General features: G+C 60.5%; 23 protein-coding genes. 14 read left to right on the top strand and 9 right to left on the bottom strand.

Going from position 1 to position 23,852, the window contains the following annotated elements; genetic code table 11:
• Positions 1–115 precede the first annotated feature (115 nt).
• Positions 116–667: a disulfide bond formation protein B gene (locus tag AC1Q6Y_RS01495; protein ID WP_057712793.1), complete on the top strand. Its 552-nt coding sequence runs from the start codon at positions 116–118 to the stop codon at positions 665–667.
• Between the two features lie 177 nt (positions 668–844).
• On the top strand, positions 845–1,303 hold the full coding sequence (locus AC1Q6Y_RS01490; RefSeq protein ID WP_057712794.1) for an Rsd/AlgQ family anti-sigma factor: 459 nt from the start codon (positions 845–847) through the stop codon (positions 1,301–1,303).
• 61 nt (positions 1,304–1,364) lie between these two features.
• Here AC1Q6Y_RS01490 and AC1Q6Y_RS01485 read toward each other — a convergent pair whose 3' ends face one another.
• Entirely contained in the window at positions 1,365–2,030 is a 666-nt protein-coding gene (locus tag AC1Q6Y_RS01485; protein ID WP_102669349.1) for an FKBP-type peptidyl-prolyl cis-trans isomerase, read from the bottom strand.
• A 192-nt stretch (positions 2,031–2,222) separates the two neighbouring features.
• Between AC1Q6Y_RS01485 and AC1Q6Y_RS01480 the strand changes: the two genes are divergently transcribed.
• A complete protein-coding gene (locus tag AC1Q6Y_RS01480) occupies positions 2,223–3,371 on the top strand; it encodes an AlgP family protein (RefSeq protein WP_218494647.1) in 1,149 nt (382 codons plus the stop codon).
• Here AC1Q6Y_RS01480 and AC1Q6Y_RS01475 read toward each other — a convergent pair.
• Positions 3,368–3,832, bottom strand: coding sequence for a TIGR02444 family protein (locus AC1Q6Y_RS01475; protein WP_150814553.1), 465 nt, complete (start codon positions 3,830–3,832; stop codon positions 3,368–3,370). The genes AC1Q6Y_RS01480 and AC1Q6Y_RS01475 overlap by 4 nt on opposite strands.
• Positions 3,833–3,882: 50 nt before the next feature.
• Between AC1Q6Y_RS01475 and AC1Q6Y_RS01470 the strand changes: the two genes are divergently transcribed.
• From AC1Q6Y_RS01470 to AC1Q6Y_RS01450, 5 genes are all read left to right on the top strand, one after another.
• Positions 3,883–5,793 carry an ATP-binding cassette domain-containing protein gene (locus tag AC1Q6Y_RS01470; RefSeq protein ID WP_057712799.1) on the top strand — a complete coding sequence of 637 codons (1,911 nt, stop codon included), beginning with the start codon at positions 3,883–3,885 and terminating at the stop codon, positions 5,791–5,793.
• On the top strand, positions 5,793–6,374 hold the full coding sequence (locus AC1Q6Y_RS01465) for a mechanosensitive ion channel family protein (protein WP_057712800.1): 582 nt from the start codon (positions 5,793–5,795) through the stop codon (positions 6,372–6,374). Before AC1Q6Y_RS01470 ends, AC1Q6Y_RS01465 begins: the two co-directional genes overlap by 1 nt.
• 225 nt (positions 6,375–6,599) lie before the next feature.
• Positions 6,600–7,232, top strand: a complete 633-nt coding sequence (gene rhtB / locus AC1Q6Y_RS01460; RefSeq protein ID WP_492623943.1) for a homoserine/homoserine lactone efflux protein — start codon at positions 6,600–6,602, stop codon at positions 7,230–7,232.
• 161 nt (positions 7,233–7,393) lie between these two features.
• Positions 7,394–9,292, top strand: a complete 1,899-nt coding sequence (locus AC1Q6Y_RS01455) for an FTR1 family protein (protein WP_492623942.1) — start codon at positions 7,394–7,396, stop codon at positions 9,290–9,292.
• 109 nt (positions 9,293–9,401) lie between these two features.
• On the top strand, positions 9,402–9,857 hold the full coding sequence (locus AC1Q6Y_RS01450) for a YaiI/YqxD family protein (protein WP_223500611.1): 456 nt from the start codon (positions 9,402–9,404) through the stop codon (positions 9,855–9,857).
• Positions 9,858–9,957: 100 nt separating this feature from the next.
• Here AC1Q6Y_RS01450 and elbB read toward each other — a convergent pair whose 3' ends face one another.
• Positions 9,958–10,626 carry an isoprenoid biosynthesis glyoxalase ElbB gene (gene elbB / locus AC1Q6Y_RS01445; protein ID WP_057712804.1) on the bottom strand — a complete coding sequence of 223 codons (669 nt, stop codon included), beginning with the start codon at positions 10,624–10,626 and terminating at the stop codon, positions 9,958–9,960.
• A 115-nt stretch (positions 10,627–10,741) separates the two neighbouring features.
• On the opposite strand from elbB, the gene AC1Q6Y_RS01440 reads away from it, so the two are divergent.
• Positions 10,742–11,977 carry a sterol desaturase family protein gene (locus AC1Q6Y_RS01440; RefSeq protein ID WP_492623941.1) on the top strand — a complete coding sequence of 412 codons (1,236 nt, stop codon included), beginning with the start codon at positions 10,742–10,744 and terminating at the stop codon, positions 11,975–11,977.
• Here the strand turns inward: AC1Q6Y_RS01440 and AC1Q6Y_RS01435 are convergent.
• Positions 11,958–12,590: a DedA family protein gene (locus AC1Q6Y_RS01435; RefSeq protein WP_057712806.1), complete on the bottom strand. Its 633-nt coding sequence runs from the start codon at positions 12,588–12,590 to the stop codon at positions 11,958–11,960. The two genes, AC1Q6Y_RS01440 and AC1Q6Y_RS01435, sit on opposite strands and share 20 nt — an antisense overlap.
• Positions 12,591–12,796: 206 nt before the next feature.
• On the opposite strand from AC1Q6Y_RS01435, the gene hemB reads away from it, so the two are divergent.
• Both hemB and ppk1 read left to right on the top strand, forming a co-directional pair.
• A complete protein-coding gene (gene hemB / locus AC1Q6Y_RS01430) occupies positions 12,797–13,810 on the top strand; it encodes a porphobilinogen synthase (protein ID WP_160390859.1) in 1,014 nt (337 codons plus the stop codon).
• Positions 13,811–13,828: 18 nt separating this feature from the next.
• Positions 13,829–16,057 carry a polyphosphate kinase 1 gene (ppk1, locus tag AC1Q6Y_RS01425; RefSeq protein WP_057712808.1) on the top strand — a complete coding sequence of 743 codons (2,229 nt, stop codon included), beginning with the start codon at positions 13,829–13,831 and terminating at the stop codon, positions 16,055–16,057.
• A 178-nt stretch (positions 16,058–16,235) separates the two neighbouring features.
• Here the strand turns inward: ppk1 and ppx are convergent, their stop codons facing one another.
• From ppx to AC1Q6Y_RS01400, 5 genes are all read right to left on the bottom strand, one after another.
• Positions 16,236–17,738, bottom strand: a complete 1,503-nt coding sequence (gene ppx, locus AC1Q6Y_RS01420) for an exopolyphosphatase (protein WP_492623940.1) — start codon at positions 17,736–17,738, stop codon at positions 16,236–16,238.
• A gap of 234 nt (positions 17,739–17,972) precedes the next feature.
• The gene (locus AC1Q6Y_RS01415; protein WP_090452085.1) at positions 17,973–18,710 is read right to left on the bottom strand and encodes an amino acid ABC transporter ATP-binding protein; all 738 of its coding nucleotides are present in this window, start codon (positions 18,708–18,710) and stop codon (positions 17,973–17,975) included.
• Positions 18,697–19,347 carry an amino acid ABC transporter permease gene (locus tag AC1Q6Y_RS01410; RefSeq protein ID WP_150701863.1) on the bottom strand — a complete coding sequence of 217 codons (651 nt, stop codon included), beginning with the start codon at positions 19,345–19,347 and terminating at the stop codon, positions 18,697–18,699. The genes AC1Q6Y_RS01415 and AC1Q6Y_RS01410 overlap by 14 nt, the downstream gene beginning before the upstream one ends.
• Positions 19,344–20,012, bottom strand: coding sequence for an amino acid ABC transporter permease (locus AC1Q6Y_RS01405; protein WP_150813731.1), 669 nt, complete (start codon positions 20,010–20,012; stop codon positions 19,344–19,346). Before AC1Q6Y_RS01405 ends, AC1Q6Y_RS01410 begins: the two co-directional genes overlap by 4 nt.
• Before the next feature lie 22 nt (positions 20,013–20,034).
• A complete protein-coding gene (locus AC1Q6Y_RS01400; protein ID WP_057712813.1) occupies positions 20,035–20,820 on the bottom strand; it encodes a transporter substrate-binding domain-containing protein in 786 nt (261 codons plus the stop codon).
• 256 nt (positions 20,821–21,076) lie between these two features.
• On the opposite strand from AC1Q6Y_RS01400, the gene AC1Q6Y_RS01395 reads away from it, so the two are divergent.
• The 3 genes from AC1Q6Y_RS01395 to rho all read left to right on the top strand — a co-directional run bounded on the left by AC1Q6Y_RS01395 (position 21,077) and on the right by rho (position 23,741).
• Positions 21,077–21,784 carry a FadR/GntR family transcriptional regulator gene (locus tag AC1Q6Y_RS01395; protein ID WP_492623939.1) on the top strand — a complete coding sequence of 236 codons (708 nt, stop codon included), beginning with the start codon at positions 21,077–21,079 and terminating at the stop codon, positions 21,782–21,784.
• Between the two features lie 120 nt (positions 21,785–21,904).
• Complete coding sequence (gene trxA / locus AC1Q6Y_RS01390) at positions 21,905–22,234, top strand: thioredoxin TrxA (RefSeq protein WP_003206727.1); 330 nt, start codon at positions 21,905–21,907, stop codon at positions 22,232–22,234.
• A 247-nt stretch (positions 22,235–22,481) separates the two neighbouring features.
• Positions 22,482–23,741, top strand: coding sequence for a transcription termination factor Rho (rho, locus tag AC1Q6Y_RS01385; protein WP_057712815.1), 1,260 nt, complete (start codon positions 22,482–22,484; stop codon positions 23,739–23,741).
• Positions 23,742–23,852 lie beyond the last annotated feature (111 nt).

Raw genomic sequence — 23,852 nt, 5'->3', positions numbered from 1 at the left:
CGCCTGCGTCGGGATTTCCCTACACCTGCGCTGAAGTCTCTGTGGGCACTTGCCTTGTAAGGCTGTCGCGCTTTCCTCTACCGTAATGGTCTGTCACTACTTTTACGGAAAAGCCATGTCTTTGGCCTGCTCACGCTCCTTGTTTTTCATGGCTTTCATTGCGGGTGCCCTGGCGATGGGTGTTTCCTACTACCTGGAATATGCAGTCGGCCTGCGGCCTTGTGGCTTGTGTCTTGTGCAGCGGTTTTGCCTGGCGCTCCTTACCGGCGTCTGCCTGATGGCTTCGGTCCATGGCCCCGGTCGCATCGGAAACGTTCTCTATTGGCTGTTCAGTCTTTGTTGCAGCCTGGCCGGCACTGTCACTGCATGGCGACAGGTCCTGCTGCAAAGCCTTCCTGCGGAACAGGTAGCGGCGTGCTCGACTCATCTGGCGGACCTGTTGGCCAACTCTCCGTGGCTTTCGGTCGTACAGCAAATGTTCAAGGGCGCTGCCGATTGTGTGGAAATTTCCTGGACGCTGTTCGATCTGAGTCTCACCGAGTGGAGCCTGCTGCTCTTCGTCGCGATGATGATTCTGGCCGTTTACCAGTCGCTGCGACTGGTCTGGACCGGCTATCAGCGACCACTCAGCGGCGAGTCGTCGCACCGGGCCTTTGCGGGTGATTAAACACTTGTATGAACTTTATCGCCTGCGTACCTTGAAGCCAGTGTCGTGCGGGCATAATCTGGCCCGCACGTGTCATTGGAATTATGTTGCTCGATGACGCTCTGCCTGACCGCCCACCGACGTTACAAGAGGCGAGCGGGCATAGAGCAGCTGACCCACAAGGGAAGAGAGATCACCATGCTCGAAAGTTGTCAGAATGCTCAGGAACGCTGGGGCGGAGTGCACCTGCTGATCGATCGCTGGTTGCAGGAACGACACGAACTGATCGGGGCCTATGACGCTCTCGGCGCAAAGCCTGAGGCGCTGGGTGAGAACCGCAAGCCCTTGCAGGAATTCTGCGGCGTGCTGGTCGATTATGTATCGGCCGGGCACTTCGAGATCTACGAGCAGCTGACGGGGGAGGCCAAGGCCTTCAACGACAAGCGTGGCCTGGAGCTCGCCGAGACCATCTACCCGCGTATCGACGTCATCACCGAAAAGCTGCTCGCCTTCAATGACCTGTGTGACGCAGGTAAGTGTGTCGCCGAAGAGTTCAAGACACTCGGCGGACTATTGCACGAGCGCTTTGAACTGGAAGACTGCCTGATCGAAGTGCTGCACACCGCCCACAAGGAAGCCGACTCGGTTCAGGCCTGAAGCACTTCTCTGCAAGATCCGGAAACGGCGTGCCAAGGCACGCCGTTTTTCGTTTGCATCGTCAGCTGGTGGCGCCGCGCAGTTCGACTTCGAACACCAGTGGTGTGAATGGTGCGATCACGTCACCGGCACCGTCGGCGCCATAGGCCTGAGCCGATGGAATCACCAGTCGCCATTTCGCCCCGACCGGCATGTTTTGCAGCGCACTGCGCCATCCGGCGATCACGCTGTCGAGACTGAACCACTGCGGCTGACTGTTCTGATCGAACACAGTGCCGTCGGGCAATCGACCGATGTACAGCACCTGCACCTTGCCGTTCGGTCCGGCCTTGGCGCCGGTACCTGGCGTCAACTCGGTCAGCAACACGCCATCAGCCAGTTCGCGCACGCCGGGCCTGGCTTTTTCTGTGGCGAGAAAACGCTGTTCTTTTTCCAGTGCCATTTCGCTTTGCGGCTCGTCGGACTGCATGGCGATGCGGGCTTCATGCTCGGTCAGTATCTGTTGGATCTGCTCGTCCTTCAGCGCCAGCGGTTTGCCCTGATAGGCTTGCTGCAATCCTTCGACCAATGCTTGGAGTTGCAGGTCGGGAACCTCCTGGCGCAAGCGTTCGCCAAGGCTTGCACCCAGGCTGTAAGCGAGATCGTGGGCTTCATTTTCCTGCGTTGTTTCGCCGGCTTGGGCCACCGAAAAAAACACGCACAGCGATAAAAAAAGGTAGCGCGACATGGGCACTCTCCGACCTGAATTGCGGGCGATTATGCCAGCGAGAATGCGCGCAACGGTGAACTGCTTTTGCGCCGAGGCAGAAGTTTTTCAATCCTTTGCAACACAGCGCTTTCGATAGTGTCAACATGCCCTAGCGGCGGTTGCAGCAGAGGTCTAGTATGAGCCGCACTCACTTCAGCCAGGAGGTAAACCATGTCGGCCACCAAGAAGCCAGTAAACACTCCGTTGCACTTGCTCCAACAACTCTCGAGCAGCCTGCTCGAGCATCTGGAAACCGCTTGTTCCGAAGCCTTGGCTGATGCTGAAAAACTGCTCGCCAAGCTGGAAAAGCAGCGCGGAAAAGCGCAAGAAAAACTGCACAAATCCCGCACCAAATTGCAGGACGCTGCGGCGGCCGGAAAAGCCAAGGCACAAGCCAAGGCCAAGGGCGCAGTGGCCGATCTTGAGGAACTGCTCGATGCCCTCAAGGATCGTCAATCGGAAACCCGCGGCTACATTCTGCAACTCAAGCGCGATGCTCAGGAAAGCCTGAAACTGGCCCAGGGCGTCGGTCGTGTGCAAGAGGCTGTCGGCAAGGTGTTGTCCTTGCGTGCGGCCAAGCCTGCTGCGGCACCTGCGAAGAAAGCCGCTGCCAAACCGGCTGCTGCAAAAGCACCGGCCAAACCTGCCGCAAAACCTGCAGCTGCCAAGCCAGCAGCTAAAACTGCCGCAGCCAAACCTGCAGCCAAACCGGCTGCGAGAAAACCGGCTGCTGCCAGCGCTGCAAAACCTGCGGCTAAAACCACGGCTGCCAAACCAGCCGCCGCACGACCTACCGCTGCAAGAGCCGCTGCTGCCAAGCCAGCCGTGGCTAAAACCGCAGCCGCTAAACCGGCTGCAAAACCAGCCGCTAAACCCGCAGCAAAACCAGCAGCCAAAACTGCAGCAGCGAAACCTGCTGCGAAGCCGGCCGCCAAATCTGTCGCGGCTAAAACCGCTGCAAAACCAGCTGCGAAAACTGCGGCCAAACCCGCTGTAAAAGCAGCGGCCAAGCCGGCCGCTAAACCAGCCGCTAAACCGGCAGCCAAACCTGCTGCGGCTAAACCTGCTGCGGCTAAACCTGCCGCTGCTGCCAAGCCGGCCACCGCCAAACCCGCTGCCAAGCCAGCGGCGGCGAAGCCAGCTGCAAAACCAGCAGTGAAACCTGTTGCCGCCAAGCCGGCCGCCGCGCCAGTTGCCAAGCCAGCCAATCCGGCTCCGGGTGCACCGTCTGCTTTAGCAGCAGCCACCTCGACAGGTACGCCAGCGCCAACGCCGGCCGCCGCATCGATCGCAGCAACCACCCCAACCAGCGCTTCCTAAGTGCCGGTTACCGCGACGCGCAGCTGATGCAGCGCGTCGCGGTCCAGGTGGGCGGCGCCTGCCGCCACACCATTGAGCCAGGCCGATAGATCGGTCGCCTCACCTTGCGGCCAACTCAACGCCGTTCGTTCCAGTCGTACCAACAGATGTCGCTCGGCTTCCAGTTCGAGTGCTTTCACTTGCTCGCGCAAAGCATTCAGTTCGCCATCGTCGGCGGCAACGACTTTCCAATTCACCCGCAAGGCTCGCAACGGTCGCACCACGTCTGCGTCCCACGGCTCGGCCACGCTACGCAGTTGCTGCAATCGGTGTTCGTTAAAGGCGACGCCACGTTCTCCCAGCCACAGTCCGCAGAGGAGCAAGCACACATTGATGCCCGCCGACTGCAATTGCAGGCATGCGGGTTCAACGCCGGGCTGTGCATAAGTACTTAGGGAAAAGCTCCACAGGTCAGAGGACATAGTGCTACTCGCGCCAGTTGCGAGCGAAGCTGGTAGACTCCGCCGCCATTATGATTCGACTTCAGAACCTGACTTTACAGCGTGGCCCGCAACGTCTGCTAGAAGACGCCGAGCTGACTCTGCACGCCGGCCAGAAAGCCGGCCTCATCGGTGCCAACGGCGCTGGCAAATCGAGCCTGTTCGCCTTGCTTCGGGGTGAGCTGCACCCGGACTCGGGTGATTGCTTCCTGCCGGCCGACTGGCGTATCGCCCACATGCGCCAGGAGGTCGACACCCTCGAACGCCTGGCGGTCGACTACGTGCTCGATGGCGACCTGCGCCTGCGCCAGGTGCAACGCGACCTGGCGGCAGCCGAAGCGGCCCATGACGGTGCCGCTCAGGCCCGACTGCACTCGGAACTCGACAGCGCCGACGGTTACACCGCCGATGCCCGGGCGCGCAAGCTGCTGGCCGGGCTTGGATTCACCAACGAGCAGATGGATCGCCAGGTCGGGGATTTCTCCGGTGGCTGGCGGATGCGCCTGAACCTGGCGCAGGCCTTGATGTGCCCATCGGACCTGCTGCTGCTCGACGAACCGACCAACCACCTGGACCTCGACGCCATCATCTGGCTCGAAGAGTGGCTCAAGAGTTATCCCGGCACCTTGATGCTGATTTCCCACGACCGGGACTTCCTCGATGCCGTGGTCGACCACGTGGCCCACGTCGATCAGCGCAAGATCACCCTGTACCGCGGTGGCTACAGCGCTTTCGAGCGTGCCCGTGCCGAACGCCTGGCCCAGCAACAGCAGGCGTACGAGAAGCAGCAGGTGCAACGTGCGCACATGGAAAGCTACATCGCCCGCTTCAAGGCCCAGGCTACCAAGGCCCGCCAGGCCCAGAGCCGGATCAAGGCACTGGAGCGGATGGAAGAGCTGACCGCTGCCCACGTCGACTCGCCATTCGACTTTGTCTTCCGTGAATCGCAGAAGATTTCCAGCCCGCTGATCGACCTGTCCGATGCCCGCCTGGGTTACGGCGACAAGGCCGTGCTGGAGAAGGTCAAGCTGCAACTGACCCCGGGTGCGCGAATCGGTCTGCTCGGCCCGAATGGCGCCGGTAAATCGACCCTGATCAAAAACCTTGCCGGTGAGCTCTCGCCATTGGCCGGCCGCTTGACCCGTGGCGAGAACACCGTTGTCGGTTACTTCGCCCAGCATCAGCTGGATTCGCTGGACTCCAAGGCCAGCCCGTTGCTGCACCTGCAACGCCTGGCACCGACCGAGCGTGAGCAGGCCCTGCGCGACTTCCTCGGCGGTTTCGACTTCCGTGGTGCGCGAATCGACGAGCCGGTACTGAATTTCTCCGGTGGCGAAAAGGCGCGCCTGGCGTTGGCCTTGATCGCCTGGGACCGACCGAACCTGTTGCTGCTCGACGAACCGACCAACCACCTGGACTTGGAAATGCGTCTGGCGCTGACCATGGCCCTGCAGGAATTCAGTGGTGCGGTATTGGTGGTCTCTCACGATCGCCACTTGCTCAAAAGCACCACCGACAATTTCTATCTGGTGGCGGACGGCAAGGTCGAGGAATTCGACGGCGACCTGGAGGACTACACCCGCTGGCTGGTGGAGTATCGCCAGCGCAACGCCCCGGTCAGCAACACGCCGGTCAACCCGGACAAGACCGACAAGAAAGCCCAGCGTCAGGCCGCTGCTGCGTTGCGTCAGCAACTGGCGCCGCACAAACGCGAAGCTGACAAGCTTGAAGCCGAACTCGGCAAGCTCCACGAAAAGCTGGCGAAGATCGACGCCAGCCTCGGCGACAGCGACATCTACGAGCCGGCGCGCAAGAACGAATTGCGGGATCTGCTGGCCGAACAGGCCAAGCTGAAGGTGCGTGAGGCGGAGCTGGAAGAAGCCTGGATGGAAGCCCTGGAGTTGCTGGAAAACATGCAGGCGGAGCTGGAGGAGCTGTCCTGATGGACGCCTTCAAGCTGCCGCTGCCGGCGGTGTGGGTCGAGCCGATCTGGCTCGGCGTGCAAATCCTGCTGATCCTGCTGGCCGGATACATCGCCCAGCGTTTCGTCGCCAAATGCCTGACCCGTCTCGGCGAGCGCTATCCGTTTCCGCCGCAGTTGCTGATGCCGCTGCGCGGTGGCCTGCGCTGGCTCATCATGGGCAGTGCATTGATTTTCGTGCTGGAGCGCCTCGGTGTTTCGGCCACGGTGCTCTGGACCGCGTTGTCCGGATTCGTCGCAGTCGCGGCGGTGGCGTTTTTCGCCATGTGGAGCGTGCTCTCGAACCTGCTGTGCGCGATCCTGATCTTTACCGTCGGCCCGTTTCGCATAGGTGACGTGGTCGAGTTGGTGGACACCACCGACAAGCCCGGCGTCAAAGGCCGGGTAGTGGCGATCAATCTTCTTTACACCACGCTGATCGAGGCCGAAGAAGTCGGCACTGGCAGCGCCATGGTGCAGGTGCCCAACAGTTTGTTCTTCCAGCGTTCGGTACGGCGCTGGCGCGGGACGGATGTGTTTCCTTCCAGCGGGTTTGAAAAGTAAGTTTTTTGTCGCCTGACATATCGCCATCGCGAGCAAGCTCGCTCCCACAGTCGATCTTCAGTGAGCACAAATCTTGTGAGCACCAGAGACTTCTCTGTGGGAGCGAGCTTGCTCGCGATGGGGGCCTCAAGTCAGCAGTCGTCATGTCCTACAAAAAATCGGTAGTCATCCAATCAAAGCCGCATTAGCTTAGACATCTGTCACGAGTCTGAGTCGAGGTGTGCAATGGAGCTTCAAACATGGCTGACGTTTTTTGCCGCCTGCTGGGTGATCAGCTTGTCCCCCGGTGCCGGCGCCATTGCGTCGATGTCCAGCGGCTTGCAATACGGTTTCTGGCGCGGCTACTGGAACGCCCTGGGCCTGCAACTGGGCCTGGCTTTGCAGATCGCCATCGTCGGCGCCGGTGTCGGCGCCATTCTCACGGCGTCGGCCACGGCCTTCTACGCCATCAAATGGTTTGGCGTGGCGTATCTGGTTTACCTCGCGATCAAGCAATGGCGTGCGCTGCCCAGCGATATGAGCGATGACGCGGCGCTGCGCCAGATCGGCAAGCCGATGGCCCTGGTGTTCCGTGGTTTTCTGGTGAACATCAGCAACCCCAAGGCGCTGGTGTTCATGCTGGCGGTGTTGCCGCAGTTCATCGACCCCCATGCGCCACTGCTGATTCAGTATCTGATAATCGGTGTGACCATGGTTTGCGTCGACCTGATCGTCATGGCCGGCTACACCGGTCTGGCGTCCAAAGTGCTGCGTCTGTTGCGCACACCGAAACAGCAAAAGCGCATGAACCGGACCTTTGCCGGGCTGTTCATTGGGGCGGCGGCGTTCATGGCGACGTTGCGCAAAGCTGCTGTGTAAATCGGCGATATACAAAAAAGGCGACCCTGGAGGTCGCCTTTTTTGTTTGGAGGAGCCGCTCTCGAAACTGATGCAATTACGAAGAGATATCAACAAAGCTTGAGCGAAACCCGTCTGGCGTTAACAATATGTAACTTCGTATTTCCAATTGAGATTCATTCATGATTGCCCCCTCCCGTTTCCTGGCCTGGCTGTTGCTGCCGCTGTTGGCTGCGTGCAGTTTTCAGCTACTGGCCGCTCCCGCCGAAGGTGCGCCGCAGGCGCTGCACTTGCTCGATTACATCGGCGCGGATTACCCGGACACGGTGCAGGCGGGCAGCATCACGGACCAGGCCGGATTTCGCGCGCAGCAAGACTCGGTCAAGACGCTGGGAAATCTGATTGCAGCCATGCCGGCCAAGCCGGAAAAAGCCGCTCTGGAGCAAAGCCTGGCCGCGCTGGGAAATTCCATTGACGCCCATCAGGACGGTGCCGACGTCGCGCGCCAGGCCCGGCAACTGGGTGCGAAGCTGGCCGTGGCCTATGAAGTCAGCCAGGCCCCGGTCATTACGCCGGACCCGGTGCGTGGTGCGCCGCTGTACGCTCAGCATTGCTCGGTCTGCCATGGCGATACAGGGGCCGGCGACGGCCCGGCAGGTGTCGGCATGACGCCGCCGCCATCCAATCTGCGTGATACTACACGACTGGACCGACTGAGCCTCTACGCGGTCTACAGCACCCTGGGCCTGGGGGTCGAAGGGACTGACATGCCGGCCTTTGCCGATCAACTGGATGATCGTCAGCGTTGGGACCTGGCCACCTATATCGCCAGCTTCAGTGTCGACCCGGCGACGGCCAAGGCTGAAAAGACCTACAACATCGCCGACCTCGCTCGTCAGACCCCGGCCGAAGTACAGGCTGTCGAAGGCCTGCAAGCCGCCGCGACCTTCCGTGCCCAGCGAGCGCAACCGCCGCAGGTCAAGCGTGGTCCGGCGCAACTGCTCGACTACACCGCGGCCACTTTGGACAAGAGCATCGCGGCGTATCGTGCCGGTGAGCATGACCAGGCCTATGACTTATCGGTAGCGGCGTATCTGGAAGGCTTCGAGTTGGTTGAGAGCTCGCTGGATAACATTGACGCCAACGTGCGTAAAGACACTGAAAAATCCCTGATGGCCTACCGTCAGTCGTTGCAGGACGGCTTGCTGGTGAGCGAGGTCGAGCAGCGCCTGGACGTGGCCAAGGACAAGTTGAAGGCATCGGCCGGCCTGTTGGGCAACGAGGGTTTGAGCTGGTCGCTGAGTTACATTTCCGGCCTGCTGATTCTGCTGCGCGAAGGTCTGGAAGCGATTCTGGTGCTGGCGGCGATCCTTGCTTTCCTGCGTAACACGGATCAACAGGCGGCGGTGCGCAGCGTTAACGTCGGCTGGGGCCTGGCGTTTGTGGCGGGGCTGGGCACCTGGGCGCTGGCAGCCTATGTGATTGATGTCAGTGGTTCACAACGCGAATTGCTGGAAGGTGCGACGGCGCTGTTTGCCAGCGTCATGGTGCTGTGGCTGGGCGTGTGGATGCATGACCGTCGTCACGCCGCGGCCTGGCAGGATTACATCAAGACCAGCCTGGTGGGCGGTGGCGGGCGCTTCGGTTTTGCGACCCTGGCGTTTTTCTCGGTGTATCGCGAACTGTTCGAAGTGATCCTGTTCTACGAAACCCTGTGGTTGCAGGCAGGTCCCGCGGGGCACAACGCGGTGCTGGCCGGTGGTGCCACGGCGGTGGTGCTGCTGGTCGGCCTGGCCTGGGTGATTTTGCGCGGTTCGGCGAAGTTGCCGCTGGCGTTGTTCTTCAGCATCAACGCCGGTCTTTTGTGCGCCTTGTCGGTGGTGTTTGCCGGGCATGGCGTGAAAGCGCTGCAGGAAGCCGGGATCTTCGGTACGCGGCCGGTGCCGTTCTTTGACTTTGAATGGCTGGGGATCCATGCCGATGCCTATTCGTTGAGCGCCCAGGCTGTGGCGATCATTTCGATTGTCGTGTTGTACGGTCGTAGCCGGGTGGTTGAGAGGCAGCGGGTGCAGGTTTCTTAAACGGCATTCGCTTCGCTCACTTTCGCGGGCAAGCCACGCTCCCACAGGTTTCGCGTTAACCTGTGGGAGCGTGGCTTGCCCGCGATGCTTTTCAACAGAGGAAAATTCAATGCGTGTGTGGATCGATGCCGACGCCTGTCCTCGGGCAGCCAAGGATCTGGTGGTGAAGTTCGCTCTCAAGCGCCAGTTCGAAGTGGTGCTGGTGGCCGGGCAGCCGCAGACCAAACCGGGGCTGGCACTGGTCAAGCTGATCGTGGTGCCGAGCGGCCCGGATGCGGCCGATGACTACCTGGTGGAACACGCGGTGCCTGGTGAGCTGGTGATCTGCAGCGATGTGCCACTGGCCGATCGTCTGGTGAAGAAGGGCGTGGCAGCGCTCGACCCACGGGGCAAGGAGTTTGATGCGCAGAACATGGGCGAGCGGCTGGCGGTTCGCAACCTGTTCACCGATTTGCGCGAACAAGGGCAAATGGGCGGTGGCCCGGCACCCTTTGGCGACCGTGAGAAGCAGGCGTTTGCCAATGCGCTGGACCGGATTCTCACTCGTCTGACGCGCAAACTGTAGGAGCGAGCTTGCTCGCGATGGACGTCAACGATGACGAGTGCTGACTGGATGAACGCGGCGCTCTCACATCCATCGCGAGCAAGCTCTCTCCTATAGTGTGTCAGGCGTCGTTTTCGTGGGTCAGTTCCAGTACCCGGTCTACCAGTTTGTTGATGCCTGAAGCCGCTTCACTGATCGATTGCGCCAGCATGTAAGCCGGTGTGCTCACCAGTTTGCGCGCCTTGTCTTCGACGATGTCACTGACCGCGCAATCGGTATGGGTCGCGCCCATCTTGTTCATCGCAGCTGCCGTGTCGGTGTCGTTGCCTATGGTGCAGGTGACGCCAGGGCCGTAGATCTTTGCCGCCAGGGCAGGGGAGATGCACATCAACCCCACCGGTTTGCCGGCCTCGGCAAAGGCTTCGGTCAGTGCCAGCACATCCGGTTGAACGGTGCAGGCGGCGCCTTCGATGGCGAAGCTGGACAGGTTCTTGGCCGAGCCGAAGCCGCCGGGCACGATCAGCGCATCGAACTCATCGACGTTCGCGTCTCGGATATCCTTGATGTTGCCCCGGGCAATCCGCGCCGACTCCACCAGCACGTTGCGCGATTCGGGCATTTCTTCGCCGGTCAGGTGGTTGATCACATGCAACTGCGCGATGTCAGGTGCGAAACACTGCACCTGGGCCCCGCGCTGGTCCAGGCGCAGCAGGGTGATGACGCTCTCGTGGAGCTCGGCGCCGTCGTACACGCCACAACCGGAAAGGATCACTGCAACTTTTTTGCTCATGGGCTTTTCTCCAGATTCATGGCGTTAAATGTCCACTAATTTGTCCCGCGTTGCCATAGGGTTAATTCACGGCTGCACATAGCATCTGTCCTCAAGATTCCGATCAGGGCGCGTCATGGACTTCATTCTGTATGCGGTGCCGTTTTTCTTTGTGCTGATCGCCGCCGAGCTGCTGGCCGACCGTTGGCGCGGGGTGAGCAATTATCGGGTGGCAGACGCGATCAACAGCATCAGCACCGGCGTGCTGTCGACCACCACGGGTCTGTTGACCAAGGGTGTGGGGCTGGTGACCTACGCCTTTGCCCTCAAGCACTTGGCGTTGTTCGAGTTGTCGGCCGACAGCATCTGGACCTGGGTGTTTGCCTTTGTCTTCTACGATTTCTGCTACTACTGGCTGCATCGCATGGGTCACGAGCGCAACATCCTCTGGGCCGCCCATTCGGTGCATCACCAGAGCGAGGACTACAACCTGTCCACGGCCTTGCGCCAGACCAGTACCGGCTTCCTGCTGGGCTGGATCTTCTATCTGCCGATGGCGGTGTCCGGCGTGCCGCTGCTGGTGTTCGTCAGCGTCGCGGCGCTGAACCTGCTGTACCAGTTCTGGGTGCACACGCGGCACATTCCCAAGCTTGGCTGGTTCGAATGGTTCTTTGTCACGCCGTCCAATCATCGGGCTCACCATGCACAGAACGCTCTCTACATGGATCGCAACTACGGCGGCGTGTTCATTATTTGGGACCGTCTGTTCGGCTCGTTCCAGGAAGAAGACGACAACGAGCCGGTGATCTTCGGCGTGACCACGCCACTGGCGAGCTGGAACCCCGTGTGGGCGAACCTGCAGTTCTACGCGCAGTTGTGGGCAGATGCGCGTCGTGCCGAAAGCACCTGGGACAAGCTGCGGATCTGGTTCATGCGCACCGGCTGGCGCCCGGCGGAGGTGGCTGCCAGATACCCGATGAACAAGCCGGACCTGAGCCAGTTTCGCAAATTCGAGGTGGCGCTGGACGGGCGTCAGCAGCTCTACGTCCTCCTGCAGTTCTGCGTCTATATCGCGCTGGGCAGTTACTTGATGAATCTTGAACCGAAGCTGCCCGTCGTCGCCCTGGTGTTGGGCTGGGGAGCGGTGGCGTTCGGTCTGTTTGTGCTGGGCGTGGCTCTGGAGAATCGCCCGTGGGCGTTGAAGCTGGAGCTGCTGCGGCTGGCGTCGAATCTGCCATTGGTATGGCTGGCCCCGATGGTGGGGCTGTGGCCGGCCAGCGCCGTGGGCTGGGTCGGCCTGTTCAGTTACAGTCTGTTGAGCGGCATCGGTCTTTACTGTTGCAGAAACCGCATCACTCGGCTGGCGTCGTAGGGCCTTCGGCTTTGGTTCGTTCGGCCTTCAAGGCTTGTTCGTCGGCGTAGACCTGCTTGGCCAGGCGGGCATTCTTGAAGCGCCGACGCAGCCACAGCACGAAGCCCAGGACCAGCAGCGCACCGAGCACCCAGAGTTCATACTTCTTCACACTGCCGAGCATGCCTTCGAGCACCGCGCCGAAATGGTACGCGGCGGCCGCCAGGGCTGTGGCCCAGATCGCTGCGCCAATGCCGTTGAGCAGCAGGTAACGGCCCGGCGGATAGCCCGACAGCCCGATGGCCACCGGCATGACCGTGCGCAAACCGTAGACGAAGCGGAAGCTCAATACCCAGATGTCCGGATGTTTGCGAATGTGTTCCAGCGCCCGGTCACCCATCATCTGCCAGCGGGGTTTGCGCGCCAGCAGTTTGCGGCCGTGTTTGCGTCCCAGGAAATACCACAGTTGGTCGCCGGCATAGCTGCCGAAGAAGGCCACGACCACCACCAGGTTGATGTCCATGTATCCACGGAACGCGAGGAAGCCCGCGAGTACCAGGATGGTTTCGCCTTCGAAGAACGTGCCTAGAAAAAGGGCAAAATAGCCGAAGTCATGCAGAAATTGTTGGAGCATTGTCTGGGTGCTGGCGAAATGAACGCGCAGCCTAACCCTTCGGACACATTCAGGAAAGTGTCCAAATGTGTCTCGACGTGAACATTTCCTACAACGACAATGGAATGCGGCTACCTGTCACAGGGGTGCACACAACTGTAATACGTTCGTCATAATGGCCGCTTATAACTGTCACGCTCGCACGCCTGCGGGCTCAGGAGTCTGCCGTGAGCTTTACCCCCGCCAACCGTTTGTTCCCAGCAACCCGCCTGCGCCGCAATCGTCGTGACGACTTCTCGCGTCGTCTGGTCCGTGAAAACGTCCTGACCGTCGATGACCTGATCCTGCCGGTGTTCGTTCTGGACGGTGAAAACCGTCGCGAAGCGGTGGCTTCGATGCCGGGCGTCGAACGCCTGACCATCGACCTGTTGCTGGAAGAAGCGGCCAAGTGGGTCGAGTTGGGGATTCCGGCGCTGGCGCTGTTCCCGGTGACACCAGCGCAACTCAAGTCGCTGGACGCCGCCGAGGCGTGGAACCCCGAAGGCATCGCCCAACGCGCGACCCGTGCGCTGCGTGCGCAATTCCCGGAGCTGGGCGTGATCACCGACGTTGCCCTGGACCCATTCACTACCCATGGTCAGGACGGCATTCTTGATGAAGAAGGCTACGTGCAGAACGACATCACCGTCGACGCACTGGTCAGGCAAGCCCTGTCCCACGCTGAAGCCGGCGCTCAGGTCGTGGCCCCATCGGACATGATGGACGGTCGCATCCAGGCGATCCGCGAAGCTCTCGAAGTGGCCGGTCACGTCAACGTGCGGATCATGGCCTACTCGGCCAAGTACGCCAGTGCCTATTACGGCCCGTTCCGTGATGCGGTCGGTTCGGCGCTGAATCTGGGCAAGGCCAACAAGGCCTCCTATCAGATGGACCCGGCCAACAGCAACGAAGCCCTGCACGAAGTGGCGGCGGACTTGTCAGAAGGTGCAGACATGGTCATGGTCAAGCCAGGCATGCCGTACCTGGACATCCTGTGCCGGGTAAAAGAAGAATTCAAAGTGCCGACTTTTGTTTATCAAGTCAGCGGCGAATACGCCATGCACATGGCGGCGATCCAGAATGGCTGGTTGAGCGAAGGGGTTATCCTCGAGTCCCTGACCGCTTTCAAACGTGCAGGGGCTGATGGCATCCTGACGTATTTCGCCGTTCGTGCCGCTCAATTGTTACGAGAGCAAAAATAGCCCTCCCAGGAACATTCGATGAATACCGAAGTGCTCACTGAAGTTGCCGTAAAAGACGCTCAACCTGTGGTGGAGCAAGTCGACGAGACCCCGCCGGAGCTGGAGCCAGCTCCGCCCGCGGCGGTCGTCGAAACCGCCGTGACAGCGCCGGCGCCAGTGCTGGCCATTCCCGGCCTGGATGACAGCAGCCTGTACATCCACCGCGAGCTCTCGCAACTGCAGTTCAACATCCGCGTGCTGGAGCAGGCGCTGGACGAGTCCTATCCATTGCTGGAGCGGCTGAAGTTTCTGTTGATCTTCTCCAGCAACCTGGACGAGTTCTTCGAAATTCGTGTCGCCGGCCTCAAGAAGCAGATCACCTTCGCCCGTGAACAGGCCGGCGCCGATGGTCTGCAACCGCATCAGGCCCTGGCCCGCATCAGCGAGCTGGTCCATGGTCACGTCGATCGCCAGTACGCGATCCTCAACGACATCCTGTTGCCGGAACTGGAAAAGCATCAGGTCCGCTTCATCCGTCGCCGTAACTGGACGGCCAAGCTCAAGACCTGGGTCCGTCGCTATTTCCGTGACGAGATCGCGCCGATCATCACTCCGATCGGCCTAGACCCGACGCACCCGTTCCCGTTGCTGGTGAACAAAAGCCTGAACTTCATCGTCGAGCTCGAAGGCATCGACGCCTTTGGCCGCGATTCCGGTCTGGCGATCATCCCGGCGCCACGCCTGTTGCCGCGCATCATCAAGGTGCCGGAAGAAGTCGGCGGCGCCGGCGACAACTATGTCTTCCTGTCGTCGATGATCCACGCCCACGCCGATGACCTGTTCCAGGGGATGAAGGTCAAGGGCTGCTACCAGTTCCGCCTGACCCGTAACGCCGACCTGGCGCTGGACTCCGAAGACGTCGAAGACCTGGCCCGTGCCTTGCGCGGCGAACTGTTCTCCCGTCGCTATGGCGATGCGGTGCGTCTGGAAGTGGCCGACACCTGCCCGAAACACCTGTCCGACTACCTGCTCAAGCAATTCAACCTGAGCGAGACGGAGTTGTATCAGGTCAACGGTCCGGTGAACCTGACGCGGCTGTTCAGCATTACCGGCCTGGACAGCCAGCGCGAGCTGCAATACCTGCCGTTCACCCCGCAGATTCCAAAACTGCTGCAGAACAGCGAGAACATTTTCAGCGTGATCAGCAAGCAGGACATCCTGTTGCTGCACCCGTTTGAGTCGTTCACTCCGGTGGTCGACCTGCTGCGCCAGGCCGCCAAGGACCCGCACGTGCTGGCTGTGCGCCAGACCCTGTACCGCTCCGGCGCGAACTCGGAAATCGTCGATGCGCTGGTGGATGCGGCGCGTAACGGCAAAGAGGTCACCGCGGTGATCGAACTGCGCGCACGGTTCGACGAAGAGTCCAACCTGCAACTGGCCAGCCGTCTGCAAGCGGCCGGTGCGGTGGTGATCTATGGTGTGGTCGGCTTCAAGACCCACGCCAAGATGATGCTGATTTTGCGGCGCGAAGCGGGTGAAATCGTGCGTTATGCGCACCTCGGTACGGGTAACTACCACGCCGGCAACGCCCGCCTGTATACCGACTACAGCCTGCTGACCTCCGACGACGCCTTGTGCGAAGACGTCGGCAAACTGTTCAGTCAGTTGATCGGCATGGGTAAGACGCTGCGCATGAAAAAACTGCTGCACGCGCCGTTTACCCTGAAAAAGGGCATGCTCGACATGATTGCCCGCGAAACCCAGTTCGCCCTCGACGGCAAGCCGGCGCACATCATTGCCAAGTTCAACTCGCTGACCGATCCGAAGATCATCCGCGCACTGTACAAGGCCAGCCAGTCGGGCGTGCGTATCGATCTGGTGGTGCGTGGCATGTGCTGCCTGCGACCGGGCATCGCCGGGGTTTCCCACAACATCCACGTGCGTTCGATCATCGGTCGCTTCCTGGAACACACCCGGGTCTTCTATTTCCTCAACGGTGGCGACGAGCAGATGTTCCTGTCCAGTGCCGACTGGATGGAGCGCAACCTCGACAAGCGCGTCGAGACTTGCTTCCCGGTGGAGGGCAAGAAGCTGATCATGCGGGTCAAGAAAGAGCTGGAGTTGTATCTGACCGATAACACCCACAGTTGGAGCCTGCAGTCGGACGGCCGTTACATCCGTAACACTCCGACCGGCAACCAGAACCCGCGCAGCGCCCAGGCGACATTGCTGGAGCGTTTGGGCAGTCCGATCCTGGCCGTCCGGTAACGCAGGCGAGGTATAAAAAATGGCGATCCCTGCGGATCGCCATTTTTGTTTACACCGCCGATCCCTGTAGGAGCGAGCTCGCTCGCGATGGACGCGAACGATGACGCGTGCTGCCTGGAAAAAAGCGTCGCCTGCCAGTTTTTCGCGAGCGAGCTCGCTCCTACAGGGGGACGGTGCTTTAGCGAGCGTTCAGCACGATATCTACGCGAGTCAGCCATTCCGCCTCGATGGCGAAGTCGGCCTGGGTCAGCTGGTTTTCGTCCAGCCAGTTCTCCGGGAACACCACTTCCAGGCTATTGCCATTGGCATTCAGTTCCACCTGGGGCATTTGCTGGGTGCCACGGATGTGGTGGAACAGGATCGCAAAGCGCAGCAGTACGCACAGGCGAATCAGCTTGATGCCGTCATCGCCGAAATCGGCGAACTTGTCCTTGGGAATGTTGCGTCGGTGGCCGCGTACCAACAGCGCGAGCATCAACTGGTCTTCGCGGGAGAACCCGGCGAGGTCCGAGTGCTCGATCAGGTAGGCGCCGTGCTTGTGGTACTGGTAGTGAGCGATGTCCAGGCCCACCTCATGGACCTTGGCCGCCCAGCCGAGCAGTTCGCGCCAGACGCCGTCTTCCAGATCCCAGTCCTCGGCCACCTGATCGAACGCATGCAGCGCCTTGCGCTCGACCCGTACCGCCTGTTCCTGGTCGACGTGGTAGCGCTCCATCAGCGAAGTGAGGGTGCGTTCGCGCACGTCTTCGTGATGATGGCGGCCCAGCAGGTCATAGAGCACGCCTTCGCGAAGGGCGCCTTCGCAGTGATCCATGCGTTGCAGTTCCAGGGAGTCGAAGATCGCTTCGAGGATCGCCAGGCCGGCCGGGAAAATCGCCCGGCGATCCGGCTTGATACCTTCGAAATCGATTTTTTCGACGTCGCCCAGCTTGATCAGTTTGCGCTTGAGCCAGGCCAGGCCCTCGGCGTTGACCTCGCCGGTGCCGTAGCCGCCAGCCTTCAGCGCCAGGCCGATGGCGCGGATGGTGCCCGAGGAGCCGATGGCTTCATCCCAGGTCAGGCGATGCAGGGCATGCTCGATGCTCATGATCTCCAGCCGTGCTGCCGTGTACGCCTGGGCGTAACGGGCCGGGGTGATCTTGCCGTCCTTGAAATAGCGCTGGGTGTAGCTGACGCAACCCATCTGCAGGCTTTCGCGCAGCAGCGGTTCGAAGCGCTGGCCAATGATGAACTCGGTACTGCCGCCACCGATGTCGGCCACCAGGCGCTTACCCGGGGTGTCGGCGAGGGTGTGGGACACGCCGAGATAGATCAGGCGCGCTTCTTCACGACCGGAAATGACTTCCACCGGGTGGCCGAGAATTTCTTCGGCGCGACGGATGAATTCGGCACGGTTGCGGGCTTCACGCAAGGCGTTGGTGCCCACGATTCGCACGGCGCCGGTGGGCATACCGCTGATCAGTTGGGCGAAACGCTTGAGGCAATCGAGCCCGCGTTGCATCGATTCTTCATTGAGGTGGCGCTCTTCGTCGATGCCGGCGGCCAGCTGAACCTTCTCCCCGAGACGCTCGAGAATACGGATCTCGCCGTTCTGGGCCTTGGCCACGACCATGTGAAAACTGTTGGAGCCCAGGTCGATTGCGGCGATCAGGGACAGATTCTTGGCTTTGGATTGCGGCATGGTCAGAGGTCTCGGTCGATAACCTCGACATCGTGCCACGATCAAAGGCTGGCGCCAACGCGCAGTGTTCAAAGCCTTGATCCAGTGCATGAAAACCGGTGACCGCTTCGCGGTCAATCGCGAGCAAGCTCGCTCCCACAGGGTTCCAGGGTGTCTCTAATCCCGCGACCGACGCAGGCCCTCTGTGGGAGCGAGCTTGCTCGCGATGACGGTCTCGCTGGTGCTGAAGCTCTGTCAGCCCACAGCCTCAACCGTCCCGATGAAATTCGCCAGCTCCGCCGTCTGCGGATTCGCGAACAGAATCTTCGGATCCCCAACCTCATGTACCTTGCCCTGGTGCATGAACACCAACTTATCCCCAACCTCCCGGGCGAAGCGCATTTCGTGGGTGACCATGATCAGCGTCATGCCTTCCCTGGCCAGTTGCCGGACCACGCTCAACACTTCGTTGACCAGTTCCGGGTCCAGTGCCGAGGTGATTTCGTCACATAGCAAAACCTTCGGCGACATCGCCAGTGCCCGGGCAATCGCTACCCGCTGTTGCTGCCCGCCCGACAGCCGATCAGGGAAGGCATCGAACTTTTCCCCCAGTCCGACCCTTTCCAGCATCTGCCGCGCCAGTTCGGCGGCCTTGGCTTTCGGCACTTTTTGCACCACTTGCGGCGCGAGCATGACGTTTTCGCCCACGGTCAGGTGCGGGAACAGATTGAACTGTTGGAACACCATGCCGACTTTCTGCCGCAGGCTGCGCAGGTCGGCGCGGGCGGCGTCGAGGTACTCGCCGTCGACTTCGATCACACCGTCATTGATTGACTCCAGGCCGTTGAGGGTGCGCAGCAAAGTGGACTTGCCCGAGCCACTACGGCCGATGATCGCCACCACCTGGCCTTCCTCGATGCTCAGGTCGATGCCTTTGAGCACATGGTGATCGCCATAGTATTTATGCAGGGCGGAAATTCTAAGCAGAGGCATGCAGTCTCCTTTCCAGGTATCGCGCACTGAGCGACAAGGGGTAGCAGAGCAGGAAGTAGCCGAGGGCGACGAGGCCGTAGACCATGAACGGTTCGAAGGTGGCGTTGGCGAGCATGCCGCCGGTCTTGGTCAGCTCGGTGAAGCCGATGATCGAGGTGACGGCGGTGCCTTTGACCACTTGCACCGAAAACCCCACTGTCGGCGCCACGGCGATGCGCAGGGCCTGGGGCAGGATCACATAGCGCAATTGTTCCAGCGGGTTCAGCGCCAGGCTCGATGAGGCTTCCCACTGACCGTTGGGAATCGAATCGACGCAACCGCGCCAGATCTCCGCCAGATAAGCACTGGTGAACAACGTCAGTGCAATCGCCGCGGCCATCCACGGCGAAATCTCGATCCCGGCCAACGCCACGCCGAAAAACACCAGGAACAGCTGCATCAATAGCGGTGTGCCCTGAAACAGTTCGATGTAAGTGCGGGCGAAACTGCGCGGCAAGGATTTTTTCGAGATGCGCATGACCATGATCAGTAAGCCAATCAGTCCGCCGCCAATGAACGCCACCAGCGACAGCGCCAGCGTCCATTGCAGGCCCGTGAGCAGGTTGCGCACGATGTCCCAGAAAGTGAAGTCGCTCATCGGCTGCTCCTTGCGATGAAGCGGTGGCCAAGCCAGTTCAGCAACTGACGGATCAGCAGCGCCATGCACAGGTACAGCAGTGTGGTCAGGGCGTAGGTTTCAAAGGCGCGGAAGTTGCGCGACTGAATGAAGTTGGCGGCGAAGCTCAGCTCCTCCGTCGCGATTTGCGAGCACACCGCCGAGCCGAGCATCACGATGATGATCTGGCTGCTCAGGGCCGGCCAGACTTTGCCCAGTGCCGGCAGCAGCACCACATGACGGAACGCTTCGAAGCGCGTCATCGCCAGTGCCGCTGCGGCTTCCAGCTGACCCCGGTGGATCGACTGGATGCCGGCGCGGATGATCTCGGTGGAATAGGCGCCGAGGTTGATGACCATCGCCAGCACCGCCGCCTGCCATTCGGAAATCTGCACGCCCAGGGACGGCAAGCCGAAGAAGATGAAAAACAACTGCACCAGAAATGGCGTGTTGCGGATCAACTCGACGTAGACCGCGAAAATCCCCGCGAAAGGCCGGATGTTCCACGCCCGCACCAGCGCCCCGACGATGCCCAGCCCCACGCCGAGCACAGCGCCGATGGCGGTCAGCTCAAGGGTGAACAACGCACCGCGCAGCAACAGATCGGTGTTGTTCACCACCGGCAGGAAATCGAACTGATAAGCCATAAAACGTCTCCAGCGCGCCGAATCAGAGATCGGCCGGCAGCGGTTCTTTCAGCCAGGTCAGGGCGTTCTTTTCCAGCGCGCCGTCGCTCTTGGCGGTCACAAGAATCTGGTTGACCTTGTCCAGCAGCGCCGACTCGTTCTTGTTCACGCCGACGTAGACCGGTGAGTCCTTGAGCTTCACTTTCAGCGCCGGCACGCGTTTCGGGCTCTTCTCGCTGATGGCGACCATCACCACGTTGCCGCTGGCGATCAGGTCGACTTGCCCGGCCAGGTACGCGGCAATGGTCGAGTTGTTGTCTTCGAAACGCTTGATGGTCACGCCTTCGGGGGCGACCTTGGTCAGCTCGATATCTTCGATGGCACCACGGGTGACGCTGATGGTCTTGCCCTTGAGATCGTCCAGGCCCTTGATGTCGGCGTCTGGCGGACCGAACACGGCAAGGTAGAACGGCGCGTAGGCGCGGGAGAAGTCGATGACTTTTTCGCGCTCCGGGTTCTTGCCGAGGCTGGAGATCACCAGGTCGACCTTGCCGGTGGTGAGGAACGGGATGCGGTTGGTGCTGTTGACCGGCGTCAGTTCGAGTTTGACCTTGAGCTGGTCGGCCAGCAGTTTCGCGGTGTCGATATCGAGGCCGCGGGGTTTCATGTCCGGGCCGACCGAGCCGAATGGCGGGAAGTCCTGGGGCACGGCCACCTTGAGGACGCCGCGCTTGACCACATCCTCCAGACCATCGGCGTGGGCGGGTGCCTGGCTCAGCATCAGGCTGGCGAACAAGGCTGCGAGGAGGGCGCTGTAACGCTGGGTCATGGCAAATCTCCGGATCGGCAAGAAGTGATTTCTGCGGATCGACAGAGCATGGGCCATGCCAACATGGGGTTTTGAGGGCGCCAGGGCACGGTTTTACTGGCGTCGCACGGTCTTACTGGTCTGAACAGTCAGGTTGCTTTTCGCACCCCGATGGCGCAGCCGTGAAAATCTCCGAACCCCCATGGGGCACGACTTGCCGGACGTCGCGAATAGCTTTACAACTGAGCGCACATTGGCCTGGTTCGTCTGGAAAACCATGAACTCGATCTCCCGCGCCGTACCTGAAGTGGCGCTGCAAGCCATCCGCAAACTGATTACCGAACAGGGCTTCGGGCCGGGGGATGCCTTGCCCTCGCAACGGGACCTGGCGGTGCAATTGGGAGTCAGTCGGGCGTCGTTGCGCGAGGCGTTGTCATCGCTGAGTGCGCTGGGGGTCATCAGTATCCAGCCGGGCAAAGGCGTATTCGTGCAATCGCCCATGGAGCTACCGCGGGGCGATGCGGCGCCAGGCTGGCCGTTCGCGACGCAGGCTTCGCCGTTGGATATCTTTCAGTTGCGCTATGCGCTGGAAGGTTTTGCTGCGGGGTTGGCGGCCGTAACCTTGAGCACCGACGAACTCGATGCGCTGGAAGACAATGTCGCCGCCATGCGCAATGAGCTGAAGTCCGGCGACTTCGAAGCCGCGGCCCGCCTGGATTTCGAATTCCACCGCCGCATCCTGCTGGCCAGCGGCAATCAGGCGATGCTGAGCATCCTGACCGCCAGCGCCGACATCTTCCTGGAAAGCCAGAAGCTACCGTTCATCCGGGTCGAGCGGGCCATGGAAACCTGGCAGGAACACCGCAAAATCCTTCGTGCGCTGGCTCGCCGAGCGTCTGGCGCCGCGCAAAAGGCCATGCAAGAGCACGTACGTAACGCCGCGTTGCGCACCGGAATCGTGTTCATCGCTCCCGCCACTTCATGACCTGAGCTATACCCAAACTCATGGATCACCATAGCGAGACTCAATCATCTGCACCTTCCTGAACGAGGGAAGGACCGCTATGATGGGCCACGTTTTTTTGCTTACAACCTGGAGAATTCCATGAGCAGCGATCTTATCAAACACGTTAGCGACGCTAGCTTCGAGGCCGACGTACTCAAGGCCGAAGGCGCTGTACTGGTCGACTACTGGGCTGAATGGTGCGGCCCTTGCAAAATGATCGCTCCGGTTCTGGACGAAATTGCCGAGACTTACAAAGGCAAGCTGACCGTTGCCAAGCTGAACATCGACGAAAACCAGGAAACCCCGGCCAAGCATGGCGTGCGCGGTATCCCGACCCTGATGCTGTTCAAGAACGGCAACGTTGAAGCGACCAAGGTCGGCGCACTGTCGAAGTCGCAACTGGCTGCCTTCCTCGACGCCAACATCTAAGCGTCGTTGCAAAGTGTCCTGAAAAAGCCCCGCAAATAGCGGGGCTTTTTGCGTATTCAGGGCTAGACGCTCCTAAACTCAGGTGGTACATTCGGCCCCGCACTGGTTTCTCCATTGCCCCCTGCTAGCCGTCGCCGACGCACTCCTTTTCGAATAAGTACGCGATCCTGTCGCCTTCTCTGCGGCGCGGCCTCATTAAGCCAAAAGCTTAATTTCCCCCCTCCATAAATGATTACGTCATTCCTATATGAATCTGACTGAACTCAAGCAAAAGCCGATTACCGAACTGCTCGAATTGGCCGAACAGATGGGCATAGAAAATATGGCCCGTTCGCGCAAGCAGGACGTGATTTTCTCCCTGCTCAAGAAGCACGCGAAAAGCGGTGAGGAAATCTCCGGTGATGGCGTGCTGGAGATTCTCCAGGACGGCTTCGGCTTCCTGCGCTCCGCTGACGCTTCCTATCTCGCAGGTCCGGACGATATCTACGTCTCGCCGAGCCAGATCCGTCGTTTCAACTTGCGCACCGGTGACACCATCGTTGGCAAGATCCGCCCTCCAAAGGAAGGCGAGCGTTATTTCGCGCTGCTCAAGGTCGACACGATCAACTTCGACCGTCCGGAAAACGCGAAGAACAAGATTCTCTTCGAGAACCTGACCCCGCTGTTCCCGACCGTGCGCATGAAGATGGAAGCCGGTAACGGTTCCACCGAAGACTTGACCGGTCGTGTCATCGACCTGTGCGCCCCGATCGGTAAAGGCCAGCGCGGTCTGATCGTTGCACCGCCGAAAGCCGGCAAGACGATCATGCTGCAGAACATTGCCGCGAACATCGCGCGTAACAACCCTGAAGTTCACCTGATCGTGCTGCTGATCGACGAACGTCCGGAAGAAGTAACCGAAATGCAGCGCACCGTGCGCGGTGAAGTGGTTGCCTCGACGTTCGACGAGCCGCCAACCCGTCACGTGCAGGTTGCCGAAATGGTGATCGAGAAGGCCAAGCGCCTGGTCGAGCACAAGAAAGACGTGGTGATCCTGCTCGACTCCATCACTCGTCTGGCGCGCGCCTACAACACCGTGATCCCGAGCTCCGGCAAGGTACTGACCGGTGGTGTCGATGCCCACGCCCTGGAGAAACCGAAGCGTTTCTTCGGTGCCGCGCGGAACATCGAAGAAGGCGGCTCGCTGACCATCATCGCCACCGCGCTGGTTGAAACCGGTTCGAAGATGGACGAAGTGATCTACGAGGAATTCAAAGGCACCGGCAACATGGAGCTGCCTCTGGATCGCCGCATCGCTGAAAAACGCGTGTTCCCGGCCATCAACATCAACCGTTCCGGCACCCGCCGCGAAGAGTTGCTGACCGCCGACGACGAGCTGCAGCGCATGTGGATTCTGCGCAAACTGCTGCACCCGATGGATGAAATTGCTGCCATCGAGTTCCTGGTCGACAAGCTGAAAACGACCAAGACCAACGACGAATTCTTCCTGTCGATGAAGCGCAAGTAACATCGCCCGTTGAGTTCAAGAGAATGGCGCCCCGGTGGGGCGCCTTTTTTTTGCCTGGGCCATGGGAGGTTTTTGATTGGCCAAGGTCAGTTGGTTAGCACTTCAACCAGC

It is taken from the genome of Pseudomonas sp. GW823-FHT06E10 (genome assembly GCF_058794995.1).
This window is presented reverse-complemented; position numbering and strand designations above follow the sequence as displayed.